This is a genomic window from Haemophilus sp. SZY H56, assembly GCF_054332415.1.
In genome coordinates this window covers 24,289-40,584 of the sequence record NZ_JBTGNX010000001.1, presented here as the reverse complement: position 1 = coordinate 40,584, position 16,296 = coordinate 24,289, and the positions used below count along the sequence as shown (strand labels likewise).

Here is a 16,296-nt window from a genome sequence, read left to right as displayed (position 1 = left end):
TTGTTATGCTTTATATTTTAAATAGATTGTTGCGAGTGGCGGAATGGTCACGCTAATCGAATTATCACGTCCGTAACTGGCGATCGCTTCGCTTTTCACTGAACCGAAATTACCTACATTTGAACCTTGATAATACATTGAGTCAGTATTCAAAATTTCCTCGTATTCACCCGAGGCATTCACACCGATACGATAGCCTTCACGTGGTACTGGGGTGAAGTTGCTGATCACAATAATGCGTTCGCCATTACTACTTTTACGTTCAAAAGCAAAAACTGAATTTTCCGCATCATCTACCACTAACCAATCAAAGCCTTCCGGCTCACCGTCTAGTTCAAAGAGCGGTGCATTTTTTTGATAAATTCCGTTCAAATCTTTGACTAATTGCAATACGCCTTTATGCCATAGGCCACCATGGTTTTCGTCAAGCAAAAACCAATCCAAGCTTTCTTCATAATTCCATTCACGACCTTGAGCAAATTCATTACCCATGAATAATAATTTCTTGCCTGGATAGCCCCACATATAACCATAATAGGCACGTAAATTCGCGAATTTTTGCCATGTATCACCCGGCATTTTACCGAGTAACGAACATTTGCCGTGTACAACTTCATCGTGAGAAAGCGGTAATACAAAGTTTTCGCTGTATTGATAAATCATCCCGAAGGTCATTTTGTCGTGATGGTAACGACGATAAACTGGATCGAGTTTCATATAACTTAAGGTGTCATTCATCCAGCCCATGTTCCATTTGAAATTAAATCCAAGTCCACCATTTTCTGTCGGATGAGTTACACCACCAAAAGAAGTCGATTCTTCAGCAATCGAAATAGCGCCAGGCACCTCAGAATGAATTTTCCAATTGGTATGTTTTAAGAACTCAATCGCTTCTAAATTTTCACGCCCTCCATATTGATTCGGGATCCATTCGCCTTCAGCACGACTATAATCACGGTAAATCATCGATGCTACTGCATCTACACGGATACCGTCTAGACCAAATCGTTCAAGCCAATACAGGGCATTGCTGGATAAGAAGTTTTTCACTTCATTACGACCATAGTTGTAAATCAAAGTATTCCAGTCTTGGTGATAGCCTTCTCGTGGATCAGCATACTCATATAAGGCAGAGCCATCGTATGCTGCTAAACCATGTGTATCACTTGGGAAATGTCCAGGCACCCAGTCTAAAATGACATTAATGCCTGCTTTATGTGCTTTTTCGACTAAACGTTTAAAAGCTTCTGGCGTACCGAAACGGCTGGTTGGAGAATACAAGCCTATCGGTTGGTAGCCCCAAGAACCATCGAATGGAAATTCGGAGAGCGGTAAAAACTCAATATGAGTAAAGCCCATATGTTTGACATAAGGAATGAGTTCATCAGCAATTTGGTCATAATCAAGCCAGAAATTATTCTCTAAATTACGTCGCCATGATCCCAAATGCACTTCATAAATCGAAATAGGTTGATTACGTTGGTTCGCTTTACGACGTTGCTCCGTCATTTCGACTACATCCGGTAACATACTGATTTCTGATGCGGTATCAGGACGTAATTCCGATCTGAATGCATAAGGATCGGCTTTCAAACGAAGGTTGCCATTGCAATCAATTAATTCAAATTTATAGCGTTGACCAAGGCTAGCTTTTGGTAAGAATAATTCCCACACACCACTTGCGGGATGGAAACGCATTGGATGACGGCGACCGTCCCAATAGTTGAAATCACCGACCAACGAAACGCGTTTAGCATTTGGCGCCCATACACGGAAATTCACACCTGATACACCATCACATTCGGAGAAATGTGCACCTAATACGTCATAAGGACGTAATAATGAACCTTCTGCTAATAGCCATTGGTCTAAATCATTAATCATTGAATGGAAACGGTAAGGATCTTCAATGAGATGCACATCCGATCCCCAATACACTTTAAATTGATAAGCAAAAAAGTGGTTCACGTCTGGCACAATAGCGGAGAAAAAGCCACGTTCATCCACTCTTTCTAAAGTAACCACCATGGATTGGGTTTCTTTATCAATCACTTCCACTTTATCTGCATCTGGTAATAAAGTACGGATCTCAATACCATTGTGGGTCTCATGCATGCCTAATACAGCAAAAGGATTGGCATGTTTGCCATCAAAAAATGAATTAATTACTGATTGCGCGACTAGTTTCGTCATAACATACTCCTTTATGCTTTAGAAGCTTAATTAATTTACAACCGATTGCATTTTCTCATTTGTTGAGCGACAAAAAGCATTAAACGATAATAGCTAAAAGGCAAAGCAGGCAATGAAAGTGCGGTTGAATATGGCATTGTTTTTTCAAACTGAATTTGGTTTTGCTCGTCGAGCAATTGATAACGCAAAGAAGCATCTGGAGGAGAAGAAAACGCGGTTAAATCATCATGAATGGGCTCGTTTTCAAAGGCACACATTACATCTTGGAACGGCTGATTTTGTCCAATGTTCGGCGGAAATTGCAACTGCTCGATAAAATAATCAATACTGGTTGGCGATGCATCAATCAAATGCCCATCAATATCATAATGGGAAAACGAAATGCCAAGATGTTTAGCAGATTGTTTGAATGATAAGGACATTTGCATACAACGAATAATACTTCTACATAATACTTACTAAGTATTATAAGTAAGTGCAATTGAAATACAATTACCAATATTGCAAATTGTGACCTACATCAAAAAACAAATTTCAAAAAGTATATTAGTGAAAATTTATTCAGTTTCAGTCACAAATTCAAACCAATCAATCACATCTTCTTCGTGTACGCCATCTTGAATTAAAATGCCTGCTTTTTTCACTGAGTCTGGATCGCCACTGATTAAGGGATGCCATTCGGGCAAAGGTTTCCCCTCATACAATAAACGATATGCACAAGTATTCGGCAACCAACCAAAATCAGGCAAATTCTTTTTGGTTAATTTCGTACAATCACTTTCGATTTTAAAACGTTCAGGATAATTACGACACTTCCCTGTTTCCACATCTAAGAGATTGCAAGCAATGCGTGTGTAATAGAGTTTTTCACGCTTGCCTCGCCCTTGTATGTATTTTCGATAACAGCATTTTCCGCAGCCATCACATAAGGCTTCCCATTCGGATTCCGTCATTTCAAGGAGAGATTTTTTTTGCCAAAAATGAGATTCAAATTGCATAGTCAAGCCAATAAAAAAGTGCGGTCAAAATTTACGTGATTTTTGACCGCACTTTGTTGTTTAGAATTAGAAGCCTTCTTTTAAGCTTACGGTTAAGTTAAACACTAAGTGCTCTGGACGGCTATCTTTGTTATCCGCACAGAAATAACCTTCGCGTTCAAATTGGTAACCTTTTTCTGGTTCCGCATTTGCGAGGCTTTGTTCTACAAAACCGTGTTTTACCACGAGAGAATGTGGATTTAACACGCTTTCGATTTCTTCTGCTGCACCTGGGTTGGGTACGGTGAAAAGACGCTCGTATAAACGGAACTCCGCTGGGTGATTATGCACTGCAGATACCCAATGAATTACCCCTTTCACTTTACGACCATCCGCTGGATTCTTACCTAACGTTTCTGGATCGTAAGTACAGAAGATCGTGGTGATTTCACCATTTGCATCTTTTTCGACACGTTCAGCTTTAATCACGTAGGCGTTACGTAAACGCACTTCTTTACCTAACACTAAACGTTTATATTGTTTGTTCGCTTCTTCATGGAAGTCTGCACGATCAATATAAAGCTCTTTTGTAAATGGTAATTGACGCTCACCTAATTCAGGACGATTCGGGTGATTTGGCGCTGTTAAGGTTTCTTCGCCTTCAAAGTTTTCAATCACAACACGAACAGGATCAATCACCGCCATTGCACGAGGTGCGTTTTCGTTTAAGTCTTCACGAATGCAGGCCTCAAGTGCTGAATACTCTACAACGTTATCTTGTTTAGTCACACCAATACGACGACAGAATTCACGTAACGAAGCCGGGGTATAACCACGACGGCGTAAACCTGAAATTGTTGGCATACGTGGATCGTTCCACCCATCCACAATACCATCATTCACTAATTTCAATAACTTACGTTTAGAGGTTAACGTACCTTCTAAATTTAAACGAGAGAATTCATATTGATGCGGTAATGGACGTTCAATACTGATATTTTCCAACACCCAGTCATATAAACGACGGTTGTCTTGGAATTCTAATGTACATAGAGAATGTGTAATACGCTCAATGGCATCAGAAATACAGTGAGTAAAATCGTACATCGGGTAAATGCACCATTTTTCACCAGTTTGGTGATGGCTCGCAAATTTAATACGATAAAGCACGGGATCACGCATGACCATAAATGGCGATGCCATATCAATTTTCGCTCGAAGACTTAATGTCCCTTCGGCAAACTCACCGTTTTTCATTCTTTCAAATAACGCAAGGTTTTCTTCGACACTACGATCACGATATGGGCTGTTTTTACCCGGCTCAGTTAATGTACCACGATATTCACGCATTTCATCCGGAGAAAGCTCATCCACATACGCTAAACCTTTTTCGATCAACTCAATGGCATAGCCATAAAGTGCATCGAAGTAATCAGATGCATAACGAGGTTCGCCTTCCCATTTAAAGCCTAACCATTCCACATCCGCTTTGATAGAATCCACATATTCCACATCTTCTTTCACCGGATTAGTATCATCAAAACGTAGGTTACATAAACCATTATATTCTTTTGCTAAGCCGAAGTTTAAGCAAATCGATTTTGCATGGCCAATATGCAAATAGCCGTTTGGCTCAGGCGGGAAACGAGTATGAACGCTTTTATGTTTACCTGAAGTTAAATCTTCATCAATAATTTGAGTAATGAAATTGTGTGTGCGGGTATTTTCCGCATTTTCTAGAGTGTGTTCTGTATTGCTCATAAATTTCTCAATAAATTGAAAATAATTACTCCATTCTATACGAAAAGTCAGGCGTTGTGAATTTGATCCCAAAACTAACCGCACTTTCATTGAATTAACACGGAATTTTTTAGAATTTTTAGGTCTAATTTGAAGATTTATCGTGCAAACTAAAAAGTTTACCTTTAGAATACACACCCACTGAACAAACGTTCATTTTTTATTTAGGATGACACGTCTTTATGAAAAAACGCTTTTTTATTTTACTCGGATTACTCATTGCTGCTAGTGCAGCTTATTATTTTTTCTCTAGCAATAGCAAACAAGAAACGACTTACCTGACGGAATCCATTACACGTGGCAATGTTGAAAAAACAGTTGTCGCTTCTGGTTCAGTTGAAAGCGTGAATGAAGTCGATGTCGGTGCCCAAGCTTCGGGTAAAATCACAAAACTCTATGTCAAATTAGGGCAAGAAATCAAAAAAGGCGAAATGATCGCTGATATTGATTCCACCACACAAATTAATACCTTAAACACAAAAAAGGCCGCGTTAGTTAGCTATCAAGCACAATTAAAAGCGAAAAAAACCGCTTACGATGTTGCCCTTTCAAGCTATAACCGCTTATCAAAACTTTATACGCAAAAAGCCACGTCTTTGGACAGTGTAAATACCGCAAAAAGCACCCTTGATAATGCAAAAGCTGAAATGGAAGCCATTGAAGCCAATATCAAACAAGCTGAAATTGAAGTGAATACCGCAGAAACCAATGTGGGCTACACCAAAATCACCGCCCCAATGGACGGTACCGTTATTTCTGTACCCGTTTCTGAAGGTCAAACCGTTAATGCCAACCAAACGACGCCAACAATTGTAACCATTGCCGATTTAAGCAAAATGAAAATTAAGCCTGAGATTTCAGAAGGTGACATTACCAAAGTGAAAGCCGGTCAAGAAGTGAGCTTTACTATTTTATCGGATAGCCAAACCCTGTATCACTCCGTCATTGATTCTATTGATCCAGCCAATACCACGACAAGTGATAGTTCTTCAACCTCAACTTCTAGTAGCTCAAGTAGTAGCTCAACGACCAGTGCAATCTACTACTACGCGAATGTGTTGATTGATAACCCAGATCGTACTTTACGCATCGGAATGACGACAGAAAATAACATCAAAATTGCCAACGCGAAAGATGTGTTATTGGTTTCCAATATGGCTATTCAAAAACGTGATGGCAAAAGCTTTGTCAATGTATTGAATGACAAAAATCAGCCAGAACCTCGCGAAGTTGAAACCGGTGTTCAAAATGATTTCAAAACTGAAATCAAATCGGGTTTAAACGAAGGTGAAAAAGTCATTGTGTCGCAAGTTGCGAATGGTGAACAAGTTGGCTCTATGCCTCGTGGTCCAAGAATGTTCTAAAAGTGCGGTAGAAAATTAATGAATATTATTGAAATTAAGGATCTCAACCGTTACTTCGGTGAAGGCGAAAATCGTGTTCATATTTTAAAGAATGTCTCTTTAAATATAGAAAAAGGTGATTTCGTCGCGATTATTGGGCAATCGGGTTCGGGTAAATCGACCTTGATGAATATCATCGGGTGTTTGGATTCGGCAACCAGTGGCTCTTACAAAATCAATGGTAAAGAAACCATTGAATTAAGCAAAGATCAGCTTTCAGATTTACGTAGCCAAAAATTCGGCTTTATTTTCCAACGCTATAACTTATTATCGAGCTTGACCGCTGCAGAAAACGTCGCCTTGCCTGCAATTTATGCGGGGATGTCGCAAGAAAAACGTCTTTCTCGTGCGAAACAACTTTTAGAAAAATTAGGTTTAGGCGATAAATGGCAAAATAAACCAAGCCAGCTTTCTGGTGGTCAGCAACAACGTGTGAGTATTGCGCGTGCGTTGATGAATGGCGGTGAAATTATTTTAGCCGATGAACCCACTGGTGCATTGGATTCACAAAGCGGTCAAAATGTGATGGAAATTCTGCGTCAATTACACGCAGAAGGCCACACTATTATTATGGTAACCCATGATCGCGAAATTGCCGCCAGTGCCAATCGCGTAATTGAAATTAAAGATGGCGAAATCATTGGTGATACGCAAAAAGAAGCGGTAAAAAGTGCGGTCGAAAATCCAACCAAATCTAAACCGCACTTTGGGTTCAGCAAAGATCAATTTGTTGAAGCTTTTCGTATGTCAGTGAGTGCGATTATTGCCCACAAAATGCGTTCTCTTTTAACCATGCTTGGGATTATTATTGGGATTACCTCCGTGGTTTCCGTTGTGGCATTGGGAAACGGTTCACAACAAAAAATCTTGGCAAACATTAAAGGCATTGGTACAAGTACCATGACCATCTTTAATGGTACTGGCTTTGGTGATCGTCGTGCTGAACAAATGCAAAATCTGACGATTAATGATGCCACTGCTTTAAACCAACAAAGCTATGTACAAAGTGTCACGCCGAATAGCTCATCAAGTGGCACATTAATTTATGGTAACCAGACTTTCTCCTCGACCAGTTTAAAAGGTGTGGGCGAACAATATTTTGATGTAGATGGATTAAAACTAAAATCAGGCAATTTATTTTCTGCTCAAGATGTTGCTGATAACAATCAAGTAGCCTTAATCGATGAAAGTGCAAAAAAATCCATTTTTCCAGATGAAAATCCCATTGGCAAAATTGTAATGTTTAATAAACGTCCACTACGTATTATTGGCGTGGTATCTGATAAACAAATGGGCGGAGCAAGCAGTTCACTTAATCTCTATGCCCCTTATACCACCGTGATGAATCGTATTTCGGGTAGCAAAAAAATTGGTTCAATTACCGTAAAAGTAGATGATTCGGTGAATACGACTGTTGCTGAAAAAGGGATTACTGAATTGCTGACCATGCGTCATGGTAAAAAAGATTTCTTCATCATGAATAGCGATACCATTAAACAAACTATTGAAAGCACAACGGGCACGATGAAATTGCTCATTTCTTCTATCGCCTTTATTTCACTGATCGTTGGTGGGATTGGGGTGATGAATATTATGTTGGTTTCCGTAACAGAACGGACCAAAGAAATTGGTGTGCGCATGGCGATTGGCGCGAGACAATTTAATATTCTGCAACAATTTTTAATTGAAGCTGTGTTGATTTGTTTAATTGGCGGCGTGACGGGGATTCTGCTTTCGGGTTTAATCGGTCTGCTCTTTAACGTATTTATGACTGACTTTACGATGGCATTCTCAACTGGCTCAATTGTTGCCGCAGTGGTCTTCTCAACTTTGATTGGTGTGATCTTCGGTTATATGCCGGCAAAACGCGCAGCACAATTAGATCCAATCACAGCCCTTGCGAGAGAATAAAGAAATTTTGTAAAACTCAAAAGAGCGGTTAAAATTCTTACTAATTTTTGACCGCACTTTAATTGAAAAAGAAAGGAAAAATCCATGTTAAAAATGAAAAAATTAACCTTAGCAATCGCAATGGCAACGGCTCTAGCAGGTTGTGCTAATATCGGCGATTCTTATAAAGCGAGCCAGCAGGATTACCAAAATTATTCGGAAATCACCAAACAATTTAATGTAAAAGAAAACTGGTGGGCGCTTTACAATGATTCACAATTAAATCGTGTGGTAGAACAAGCATTAGTAAATAACAAAGATTTAGCCAAAGCGTCTGTTGCCGTAAATCGTGCTCTATATAATGCAAACCTTGCAGGCGCGAATTTAATTCCGGCATTTAGCGGTTCAACCCAATCTTCCGCAAGTAAAAACGTGAAAACGGGTGGTAACTCAACCATCAGTCATAAAGGTGCATTAAATGTGAGTTATACATTAGATTTATGGCAACGTTTAGCAGATACTGCAGATGCCGCAGAATGGTCACATAAAGCAACGGCTGAAGATTTAGAAGCTACAAAACTTTCACTCATCAACTCTGTTGTAACAACCTATTATCAAATAGCCTACTTGAATGATGCGATTAGCACCACGCAAGAAAGCATTAAATACTACAACGATATTAGCAGCATTATGCAACGTCGTTTATCACAAGGTGTTGCGGACAGCGCAAGTGTAGATCAAGCACAACAAGCGGTATTGAACGCACGTAACAACTTGATCAACTATCAAACACAACGTAAAACAGCAGAACAAACTTTACGTAACTTACTTAACTTAAAACCAGAAGAAGCATTAAATATCAACTTCCCACACATTCTTAATGTAAAAAATGTAGGCGTAAATTTAAATGTGCCAATTTCTGTGATTGCGAATCGTCCTGATGTAAAAGGCTATCAATATCGCTTAAGCAGTGCATTCAAAAATGCCAAAGCAACTGAAAAAGGCTGGTTCCCTGAAGTCACTTTAGGCGGAAGTTTAACATCAAGTGGTAATAAAGTGGGCAATGCCCTGCATAATCCTATCGGAGCTGGCGTATTAGGAATTAACCTTCCTTTCCTCAACTGGAATACCGTAAAATGGAACGTGAAGATCTCTGAAGCTGATTATGAAACTGCTCGTTTGAACTATGAGCAAAGCATCACTAAAGCCTTGAATGATGTAGATACCAACTACTTCGCCTATACCCAAGCACAAAGCGCCTTTTCGAACTTGCAAAAAACTCACAGTTATAACCAACGTATCACTAAATACTATCGAGATCGTTACAATGCAGGTGTATCTGAATTACGTGAATGGCTTGCTGCGGCAAATACAGAGAAAAGCTCTCAACTTTCTATCTTGAATGCGAAATACAACATCATTCAAGCAGAAAATGCCGTATATAGCTCAATGGCAGGTTATTACTCTCGTTAAAATTCTGGTTAAGGAAGTTTCAACTTCCTTAATCTTTTTTATGGACATGAAAAATGAAAAAACAGCTGACTTTTTATTTTATTCGTCACGGTAAAACTGTTTGGAATACGGAAGGTTTAATGCAAGGGCATGGCGATTCCCCTTTAACTGAAGAAGGCGTTAATGGTGCGAAAAAAACAGGTATGGCACTTAATCATATTCCTTTCATTGCTGCTTATTCCAGCATATTGAAACGTACTATCGCGACCGCTTCTCATATTATTGGTGAACGAGATATTCCCCTTTTCCATCACCAAGGTTTAAACGAACAGTATTTTGGTTCTTGGGAAGGCAAAGTTGTCGATACGTTAAGAGAACATCCAGAATTCCAGCAACTTATCAAAGATCCCGCCAATTACAACGCTGTTTCAAATCGCGGTGAAACCTATGAGCAGCTTGCTGAACGAGCCATGAAAGCATTAGACGATATCATCAAAGTTCACAATTACGGAAATATCTTAATTGTTTCTCACGGACATACATTACGTTTATTGCTTGCTCTATTAAATGGTGCAACCTGGCAAAATCACCGAGATGAAGATAAATCAGTATCACTCATTAATGCCTCTATTAGTGTTGTTCATTATGACGATAAAAAAGGATTTGATGTTGAAAAGATCAATGAATCTCGCCATTTAGTGTAACTCAATAGTAATATATTACTAATCTATCTTTTGCTTATAGGCCTACCTTTATATCCTTGCTGATAATAAAGCAGACGTTTTTAAATTATTTCCTTTAATCTTATTGAGTTAAGGGAGCTGATTAGCGATCTTAGCTCAATAATCCATCAAATTTAATTAATCACCTAACTTTCACAGCTCTTCATAATATTATTTGTAAATCTTATGTAAACTTATGTAAATTTATGTAAAGCTATGTAAGGCTTATGTAAAGCCTTGTAATTTCATGTAAATTATACGGTAAAAACGTGTTACTTATTTGTTATATCAACTCATTCTTTATATACTAAATATATCTTTTTCAAAGATGGAGATTATTCTAAATTATTATAAAAACAATCTAAAATAACTCAAAAATTCCTCATATACATATGTGATTTTTTTAGAAAATCATACATGTTATGCAAAATAACATAAATAAACAGATTGATATATCAAGATAAAACACATAAGTTCTGTGATTTTCTCTTTTATCAGATCTTTTTTTCATTCTCTATTAAAGGATTACTATCAATGAAAAAATCTTTATCCATGCTTGCTATTGCTATAGCAGTGTCTGCTTGTACTTCTCGTGGACCTGATGGTGCACTTGAATCATGGAATAATTACAGTAATAAACCAATTAGCACTGAAGGATTAAAAGAAAATCAAGCTTTAGCTGTTTTCTATCGTCCAGCAGAATCTCAAAAGAAGGCTATTAATGTTTATGTAAATGGCGATTATCAAGCTTCTTTACTTGATCATTCATTTACTTCTATTCCTGTTTGTGCAACTAAACAATTATTTACCTCATCTGTAAGTTCTGCGACTAACTTTGGGAATAGAACTGATGGGGCACGCTATACGTTACCTGTTAACGATATTGCTTATATTCGAGTAAATGCTGATACGAATGGTAAAGCCATATTAAGTAAAGTAAGCAAAGAAACGGCAGAACAAGAGATGCAAGGGTTAAAATATGTTTCTAACACCTTATCTCGAGTTGTAACACATAAAGATTGTGAGCCAGTTATTGCAGCGAAAGACTTATCTGCTTCTGCATTATTCAAATTTGATAAATCAGGCTATAACGATCTTTTACCTAAAGCTAAGCAAGAAGTTCACGAATTTGCTGCCCAAATCAAAGCGCTTGATGCGAATCAAATCAATCGCATCGTAATTAGCGGTTATACAGATCCTCAAGGCTCTGCTGCATACAATAAGAAACTTTCTCAGCGTCGAGCTGAATCTGTTGCTCGCTTATTGAGAGAAACAGGTGTCAATGCCAAGATTGAAGCTGTCGGTTATGGCCAAGCTGACTTACTCGTTCCAAATTGTGCTGCTTTACATCCTGCTGGTCAGCAACGTATTACATGTAATCAACCAAACCGTCGTGTTGAAATAGCGGTATACGGTAAAAATTAATTAGTTTATAGGGAAACTTTATGACGACAACAGTCAAGATATTAAATGCTAAAAAAGAAGTGGGCAATTACACCATTTCAAAAGAAAATAAATTAGTTATTCAAGCTCAAGATAAGGTTAATTATCAACTTATTGATGATTCTACCGGTTTAGCTCCACAAAATATCATTACAAAGCGTGAACATAATAATTTAATTATTATGTTGGAAGATGGTGATACCAATCCAGACATCATCATTGAAAATTATTACCGTGATAATGAAGAAGCAACTAACTTAATTATTGGTCAACATGAAGATGGTAATTTGTATGTTTATGTACCAGAATCTGGCTTAAATTCTGAAGCGATCAGTATTCTTGCCGAAGAAGTCGTTGCACCACAAGCATTGGGTGGAAATGCTTTACAAGATCCATTTTGGACATTCAACCCTTGGTGGTTATTAGGTGCTGCTGCCTTAATTGGCGGTATCGCTGCACTTTCTTCCGGCGGAAGTAATGGTGGCAAAGATACCACGCCACCAAGTGCACCTGAAGTTGTTGCTCAACCTGATGGTTCAGTGACCATTACACCTGCACCTGAAGGCGATGTGGCTAAAACTACCGTAACTTATACCGATAAAGACGGTAACGAGCATACTGAAATCTTCACTAAAGATCCTGAAACCGGTAAATGGATTGATAACAATCCAGGCGATAGTATTTCTATTGACCCTGAAACAGGTGTGATTACTATTCCTGAAAAAGGTGTTAAAGATGGTTCTGATGTTGTCGTCACGAATACTGATGACTCTGGCAATGTTGGCCCTGAGACCAAAACTACCGCAAAAGATATCACGCCACCAAGTGCGCCTGAAGTTGTTGCTCAACCTGATAGTTCAGTGACTATCACACCTGCACCTGAAGGTGATGTGGCTAAAACTACCGTAACTTATACCGATAAAGACGGTAACGAGCATACTGAAATCTTCACTAAAGATCCTGAAACCGGTAAATGGATTGATAGCAATCCAGGCGATAGTATTTCTATTGACCCTGAAACAGGTGTGATTACTATTCCTGAAAAAGGTGTTAAAGATGGTTCTGATGTTGTCGTCACGAATACTGATGACTCTGGCAATGTTGGCCCTGAGACCAAAACTACCGCAAAAGATATCACGCCACCAAGTGCGCCTGAAGTTGTTGCTCAACCTGATGGTTCAGTGACCATCACACCTGCACCCGAAGGTGATGTGACTAAAACTACTGTAACTTATACTGATGAAGACGGTAACGAGCATACTGAAATCTTCACTAAAGATCCTGAAACCGGTAAATGGATTGATAGCAATCCAGGCGATAGTATTTCTATTGACCCTGAAACAGGTGTGATTACTATTCCTGAAAAAGGTGTTAAAGATGGTTCTGATGTTGTCGTCACGAATACTGATGACTCTGGCAATGTTGGCCCTGAGACCAAAACTACCGCAAAAGATATCATGCCACCAAGTGCGCCTGAAGTTGTTGCTCAACCTGATGGTTCTGTGACTATCACACCTGCACCTGAAGGTGATGTGGCTAAAACTACCGTAACTTATACCGATGAAGATGGTAACGAGCATACTGAAATCTTCACTAAAGATCCTGAAACCGGTAAATGGATTGATAACAATCCAGGCGATAGTATTTCTATTGACCCTGAAACAGGTGTGATTACTATTCCTGAAAAAGGCGTTAAAGATGGTTCTGATGTGACGGCAAAAAATACTGATGATTCTGGCAACGAAGGTCCAGAAGGTAAAGGTATGGTATATCCAGATGATTCGGATGCCGACGCAGATGCCGATGCTGACGCCGATGCCGATGCTGACGCCGACGCTGATGCAGATGCGGACGCTGATGCGGATGCAGATGCGGATGCCGATGCTGATGCAGACGCTGATGCGGATGCTGACGCAGATGCTGATGCCGATGCTGACGCAGATGCAGATGCTGATGCTGATGCTGACGCAGATGCCGATGCTGATGCGGATGCTGATGCGGACGCTGATGCTGATGCGGATGCCGACGCAGATGCGGATGCTGACGCCGATGCGGACGCTGATGCAGATGCCGATGCAGATGCGGATGCGGATGCCGATGCTGATTCGGATGCCGACGCTGATGCCGATGCAGATGCAGATGCGGATGCGGATGCCGATGCGGATGCTGACGCCGATGCGGATGCTGACGCAGATGCGGATGCTGACGCCGATGCCGACGCTGACGCCGATGCGGATGCTGACGCTGATGCCGATGCGGATGCTGATGCGGATGCCGATGCGGATGCTGACGCGGATGCCGATGCTGACGCAGATGCCGACGCTGACGCTGACGCAGATGCCGATGCGGATGCCGACGCAGATGCTGATGCGGATGCAGATGCCGACGCGGATGCCGACGCTGATGCCGATGCTGATGCGGATGCCGATGCCGATGCTGATGCGGACGCTGATGCGGATGCAGATGCTGATGCTGATGCGGATGCGGATGCAGATGCTGATGCGGATGCCGACGCTGATGCCGATGCAGATGCTGATGCGGATGCGGATGCCGACGCTGATGCCGATGCTGACGCCGATGCTGACGCGGATGCGGATGCCGATGCAGATGCCGACGCAGATGCTGATGCTGATGCTGATGCGGATGCAGATGCCGACGCTGATGCGGATGCTGACGCAGATGCTGATGCCGACGCTGATGCTGATGCTGATGCTGATGCAGATGCGGATGCGGATGCTGACGCCGATGCGGACGCTGACGCCGATGCTGACGCTGACGCCGATGCGGACGCTGATGCCGATGCTGATGCAGATGCCGACGCTGACGCCGATGCTGATGCGGATGCCGACGCGGATGTCACTCCACCAAGTGCACCTAAGGTTGTTGCTGAACCAGATGGCTCTGTGACCATCACGCCTGCACCTGAAAAGGATGTGAACAAAACAACCGTAACTTATACGGATGAAGACGGTAACGAACATACTGAAACCTTTACTAAAGATCCGAACACCAATAAGTGGGTCGATAATAATCCAAATGACAGTGTCTCTATTGACTCTGATACAGGCGTGATTACTATCCCTGAAAAAGCGGTGAAAGACGGTTCTGAAGTTACGGCGAAAAACACTGATAATTCAGATAACACCGGTAAAGAAAGTAAAGATACAGTTAAAGATCTAACGCCACCTGATGCGCCAACAGTTGTAATTAATGATGGTAATGATGGTAAGATTAATAAAGGCGATTTAGATCAATTTGATAAGGCCACAACTACAATTACCATTCCTAGCACAGCTAAAAATGGAGATTCACTGGTTGTGACGATTAACGGTTCTCAGCAAACCTTTATTGTCGATGACAATAATCGTTCTAATGGTATTACAATAACGTTTGATCCTCTTGCAAATGGTCAAAATAATACCGTAGATGCCTATATTCAAAGAGGTAATTTAAAATCAACTATTGCTACAGATAGTTCAATTACTGAGTTAAGTAATCCTGGGTTGAATATTACCGTTACTGATATCGTTGGTGTAAATCTATCTTTAGATTATGGTATCAAAGCTTCAGAATATAACACTCATATTGGTCAAGTAGATTTGTCACAGGATACCTCAGTGGCTCCTCGTTTCAGCTCTGCTGATGATAGTTTAACTGTAACCAAAAATATGGATGGTTCACAAAACTTCATCAATATGGGTGATGGTAATAACGAACTAAATGTAGGTGGTTATATATCAGGAAATACTCAAGTAAACTTTGGTAATGGTAATGATAAAGTTCATATCTCTGGTTATTTAGGCGGCTCAAGCCCGATTAACCTTGGTGCTGGTGACGATGAAATTATCGTTGATGGTAAATTACAAGGCTCTGCACGTATCAATGCAGGTGATGGTGATGATCACATTAGTGTTGGTTCAATGGTAATCTCATCAACTGCGAGAATTGATGGAGGCAACGGCCATGATGTACTGACCTTTACTGATAACTTCAAAACACCTACAAATGTTGGTAATTTACATCACATCTGTGGAATAGAAGAAATCGTTCTAGATGGTACAAACCAAACTTTATTAGGCGTAACTTATGAGAATCTGCTATCGAATAGTAAATCTCTATATATTACCGGTGATTCAAATGATACAGTTCACTTAGGTAACCAAAAAGGCAACCTAAATGACTCAATGAACGGAGCTGGCTCATACCAATGGAATGCTACTGGTTCTGTGACAAAAGGTGATCATACGTATACTGAGTATACTTTCAGTGGTGATAACAACTATAAAGTGTATATCGATACCGATATTCAAGTTGTTTAAACATCCATAAAATATCTGCAAGTCTAACATTGCTAGACTTGCAGAAAGTATTAAGAAAAGCAGAGTTTTGTTTATCAAAACCCTGCTTTTTTGCCAA

Annotated in this window: 10 protein-coding genes; 6 read left to right on the top strand and 4 right to left on the bottom strand. The window is 40.2% G+C overall.

Annotated elements, in window-relative coordinates; genetic code table 11:
- Positions 1-3 precede the first annotated feature (3 nt).
- The 4 genes from glgB to glnS form a co-directional block, all read right to left on the bottom strand.
- Complete coding sequence (glgB, locus tag ACXVWP_RS00165) at positions 4-2,193, bottom strand: 1,4-alpha-glucan branching protein GlgB (protein ID WP_289901711.1); 2,190 nt, start codon at positions 2,191-2,193, stop codon at positions 4-6.
- A gap of 35 nt (positions 2,194-2,228) precedes the next feature.
- Entirely contained in the window at positions 2,229-2,621 is a 393-nt protein-coding gene (locus tag ACXVWP_RS00160; protein WP_297568140.1) for a 4-alpha-glucanotransferase, read from the bottom strand.
- Between the two features lie 129 nt (positions 2,622-2,750).
- Complete coding sequence (locus ACXVWP_RS00155) at positions 2,751-3,191, bottom strand: YcgN family cysteine cluster protein (protein ID WP_289901709.1); 441 nt, start codon at positions 3,189-3,191, stop codon at positions 2,751-2,753.
- 66 nt (positions 3,192-3,257) lie between these two features.
- A complete protein-coding gene (gene glnS / locus ACXVWP_RS00150) occupies positions 3,258-4,931 on the bottom strand; it encodes a glutamine--tRNA ligase (RefSeq protein ID WP_289901708.1) in 1,674 nt (557 codons plus the stop codon).
- A gap of 221 nt (positions 4,932-5,152) precedes the next feature.
- On the opposite strand from glnS, the gene ACXVWP_RS00145 reads away from it, so the two are divergent.
- The 6 genes from ACXVWP_RS00145 (at position 5,153) to ACXVWP_RS00120 (ending at position 16,199) form a co-directional block, all read left to right on the top strand.
- Complete coding sequence (locus ACXVWP_RS00145) at positions 5,153-6,334, top strand: efflux RND transporter periplasmic adaptor subunit (protein WP_289901707.1); 1,182 nt, start codon at positions 5,153-5,155, stop codon at positions 6,332-6,334.
- Between the two features lie 18 nt (positions 6,335-6,352).
- Positions 6,353-8,284 carry a MacB family efflux pump subunit gene (locus ACXVWP_RS00140; protein WP_297568145.1) on the top strand — a complete coding sequence of 644 codons (1,932 nt, stop codon included), beginning with the start codon at positions 6,353-6,355 and terminating at the stop codon, positions 8,282-8,284.
- 84 nt (positions 8,285-8,368) lie between these two features.
- Positions 8,369-9,736, top strand: a complete 1,368-nt coding sequence (tdeA, locus tag ACXVWP_RS00135; protein ID WP_289901705.1) for a toxin/drug exporter TdeA — start codon at positions 8,369-8,371, stop codon at positions 9,734-9,736.
- A gap of 53 nt (positions 9,737-9,789) precedes the next feature.
- Entirely contained in the window at positions 9,790-10,419 is a 630-nt protein-coding gene (locus ACXVWP_RS00130) for a histidine phosphatase family protein (RefSeq protein ID WP_289901704.1), read from the top strand.
- A gap of 552 nt (positions 10,420-10,971) precedes the next feature.
- On the top strand, positions 10,972-11,862 hold the full coding sequence (locus ACXVWP_RS00125) for an OmpA family protein (protein WP_289901703.1): 891 nt from the start codon (positions 10,972-10,974) through the stop codon (positions 11,860-11,862).
- Between the two features lie 20 nt (positions 11,863-11,882).
- A complete protein-coding gene (locus ACXVWP_RS00120) occupies positions 11,883-16,199 on the top strand; it encodes a hypothetical protein (protein ID WP_458473127.1) in 4,317 nt (1,438 codons plus the stop codon).
- The last annotated feature ends 97 nt before the right edge of the window (positions 16,200-16,296 follow it).

Bases quoted from the DNA above. Each gene is read 5' to 3' on its own strand.
- ACXVWP_RS00120 (WP_458473127.1), top strand. From the start codon at position 11,883: ATGACGACAACAGTCAAGATATTAAATGCTAAAAAAGAAGTGGGCAAT.
- ACXVWP_RS00155 (WP_289901709.1), bottom strand. From the start codon at position 3,191: ATGCAATTTGAATCTCATTTTTGGCAAAAAAAATCTCTCCTTGAAATG.
- ACXVWP_RS00125 (WP_289901703.1), top strand. From the start codon at position 10,972: ATGAAAAAATCTTTATCCATGCTTGCTATTGCTATAGCAGTGTCTGCT.
- ACXVWP_RS00145 (WP_289901707.1), top strand. From the start codon at position 5,153: ATGAAAAAACGCTTTTTTATTTTACTCGGATTACTCATTGCTGCTAGT.
- tdeA (WP_289901705.1), top strand. From the start codon at position 8,369: ATGTTAAAAATGAAAAAATTAACCTTAGCAATCGCAATGGCAACGGCT.
- glgB (WP_289901711.1), bottom strand. From the start codon at position 2,193: ATGACGAAACTAGTCGCGCAATCAGTAATTAATTCATTTTTTGATGGC.
- ACXVWP_RS00160 (WP_297568140.1), bottom strand. From the start codon at position 2,621: ATGCAAATGTCCTTATCATTCAAACAATCTGCTAAACATCTTGGCATT.
- ACXVWP_RS00140 (WP_297568145.1), top strand. From the start codon at position 6,353: ATGAATATTATTGAAATTAAGGATCTCAACCGTTACTTCGGTGAAGGC.
- ACXVWP_RS00130 (WP_289901704.1), top strand. From the start codon at position 9,790: ATGAAAAAACAGCTGACTTTTTATTTTATTCGTCACGGTAAAACTGTT.
- glnS (WP_289901708.1), bottom strand. From the start codon at position 4,931: ATGAGCAATACAGAACACACTCTAGAAAATGCGGAAAATACCCGCACA.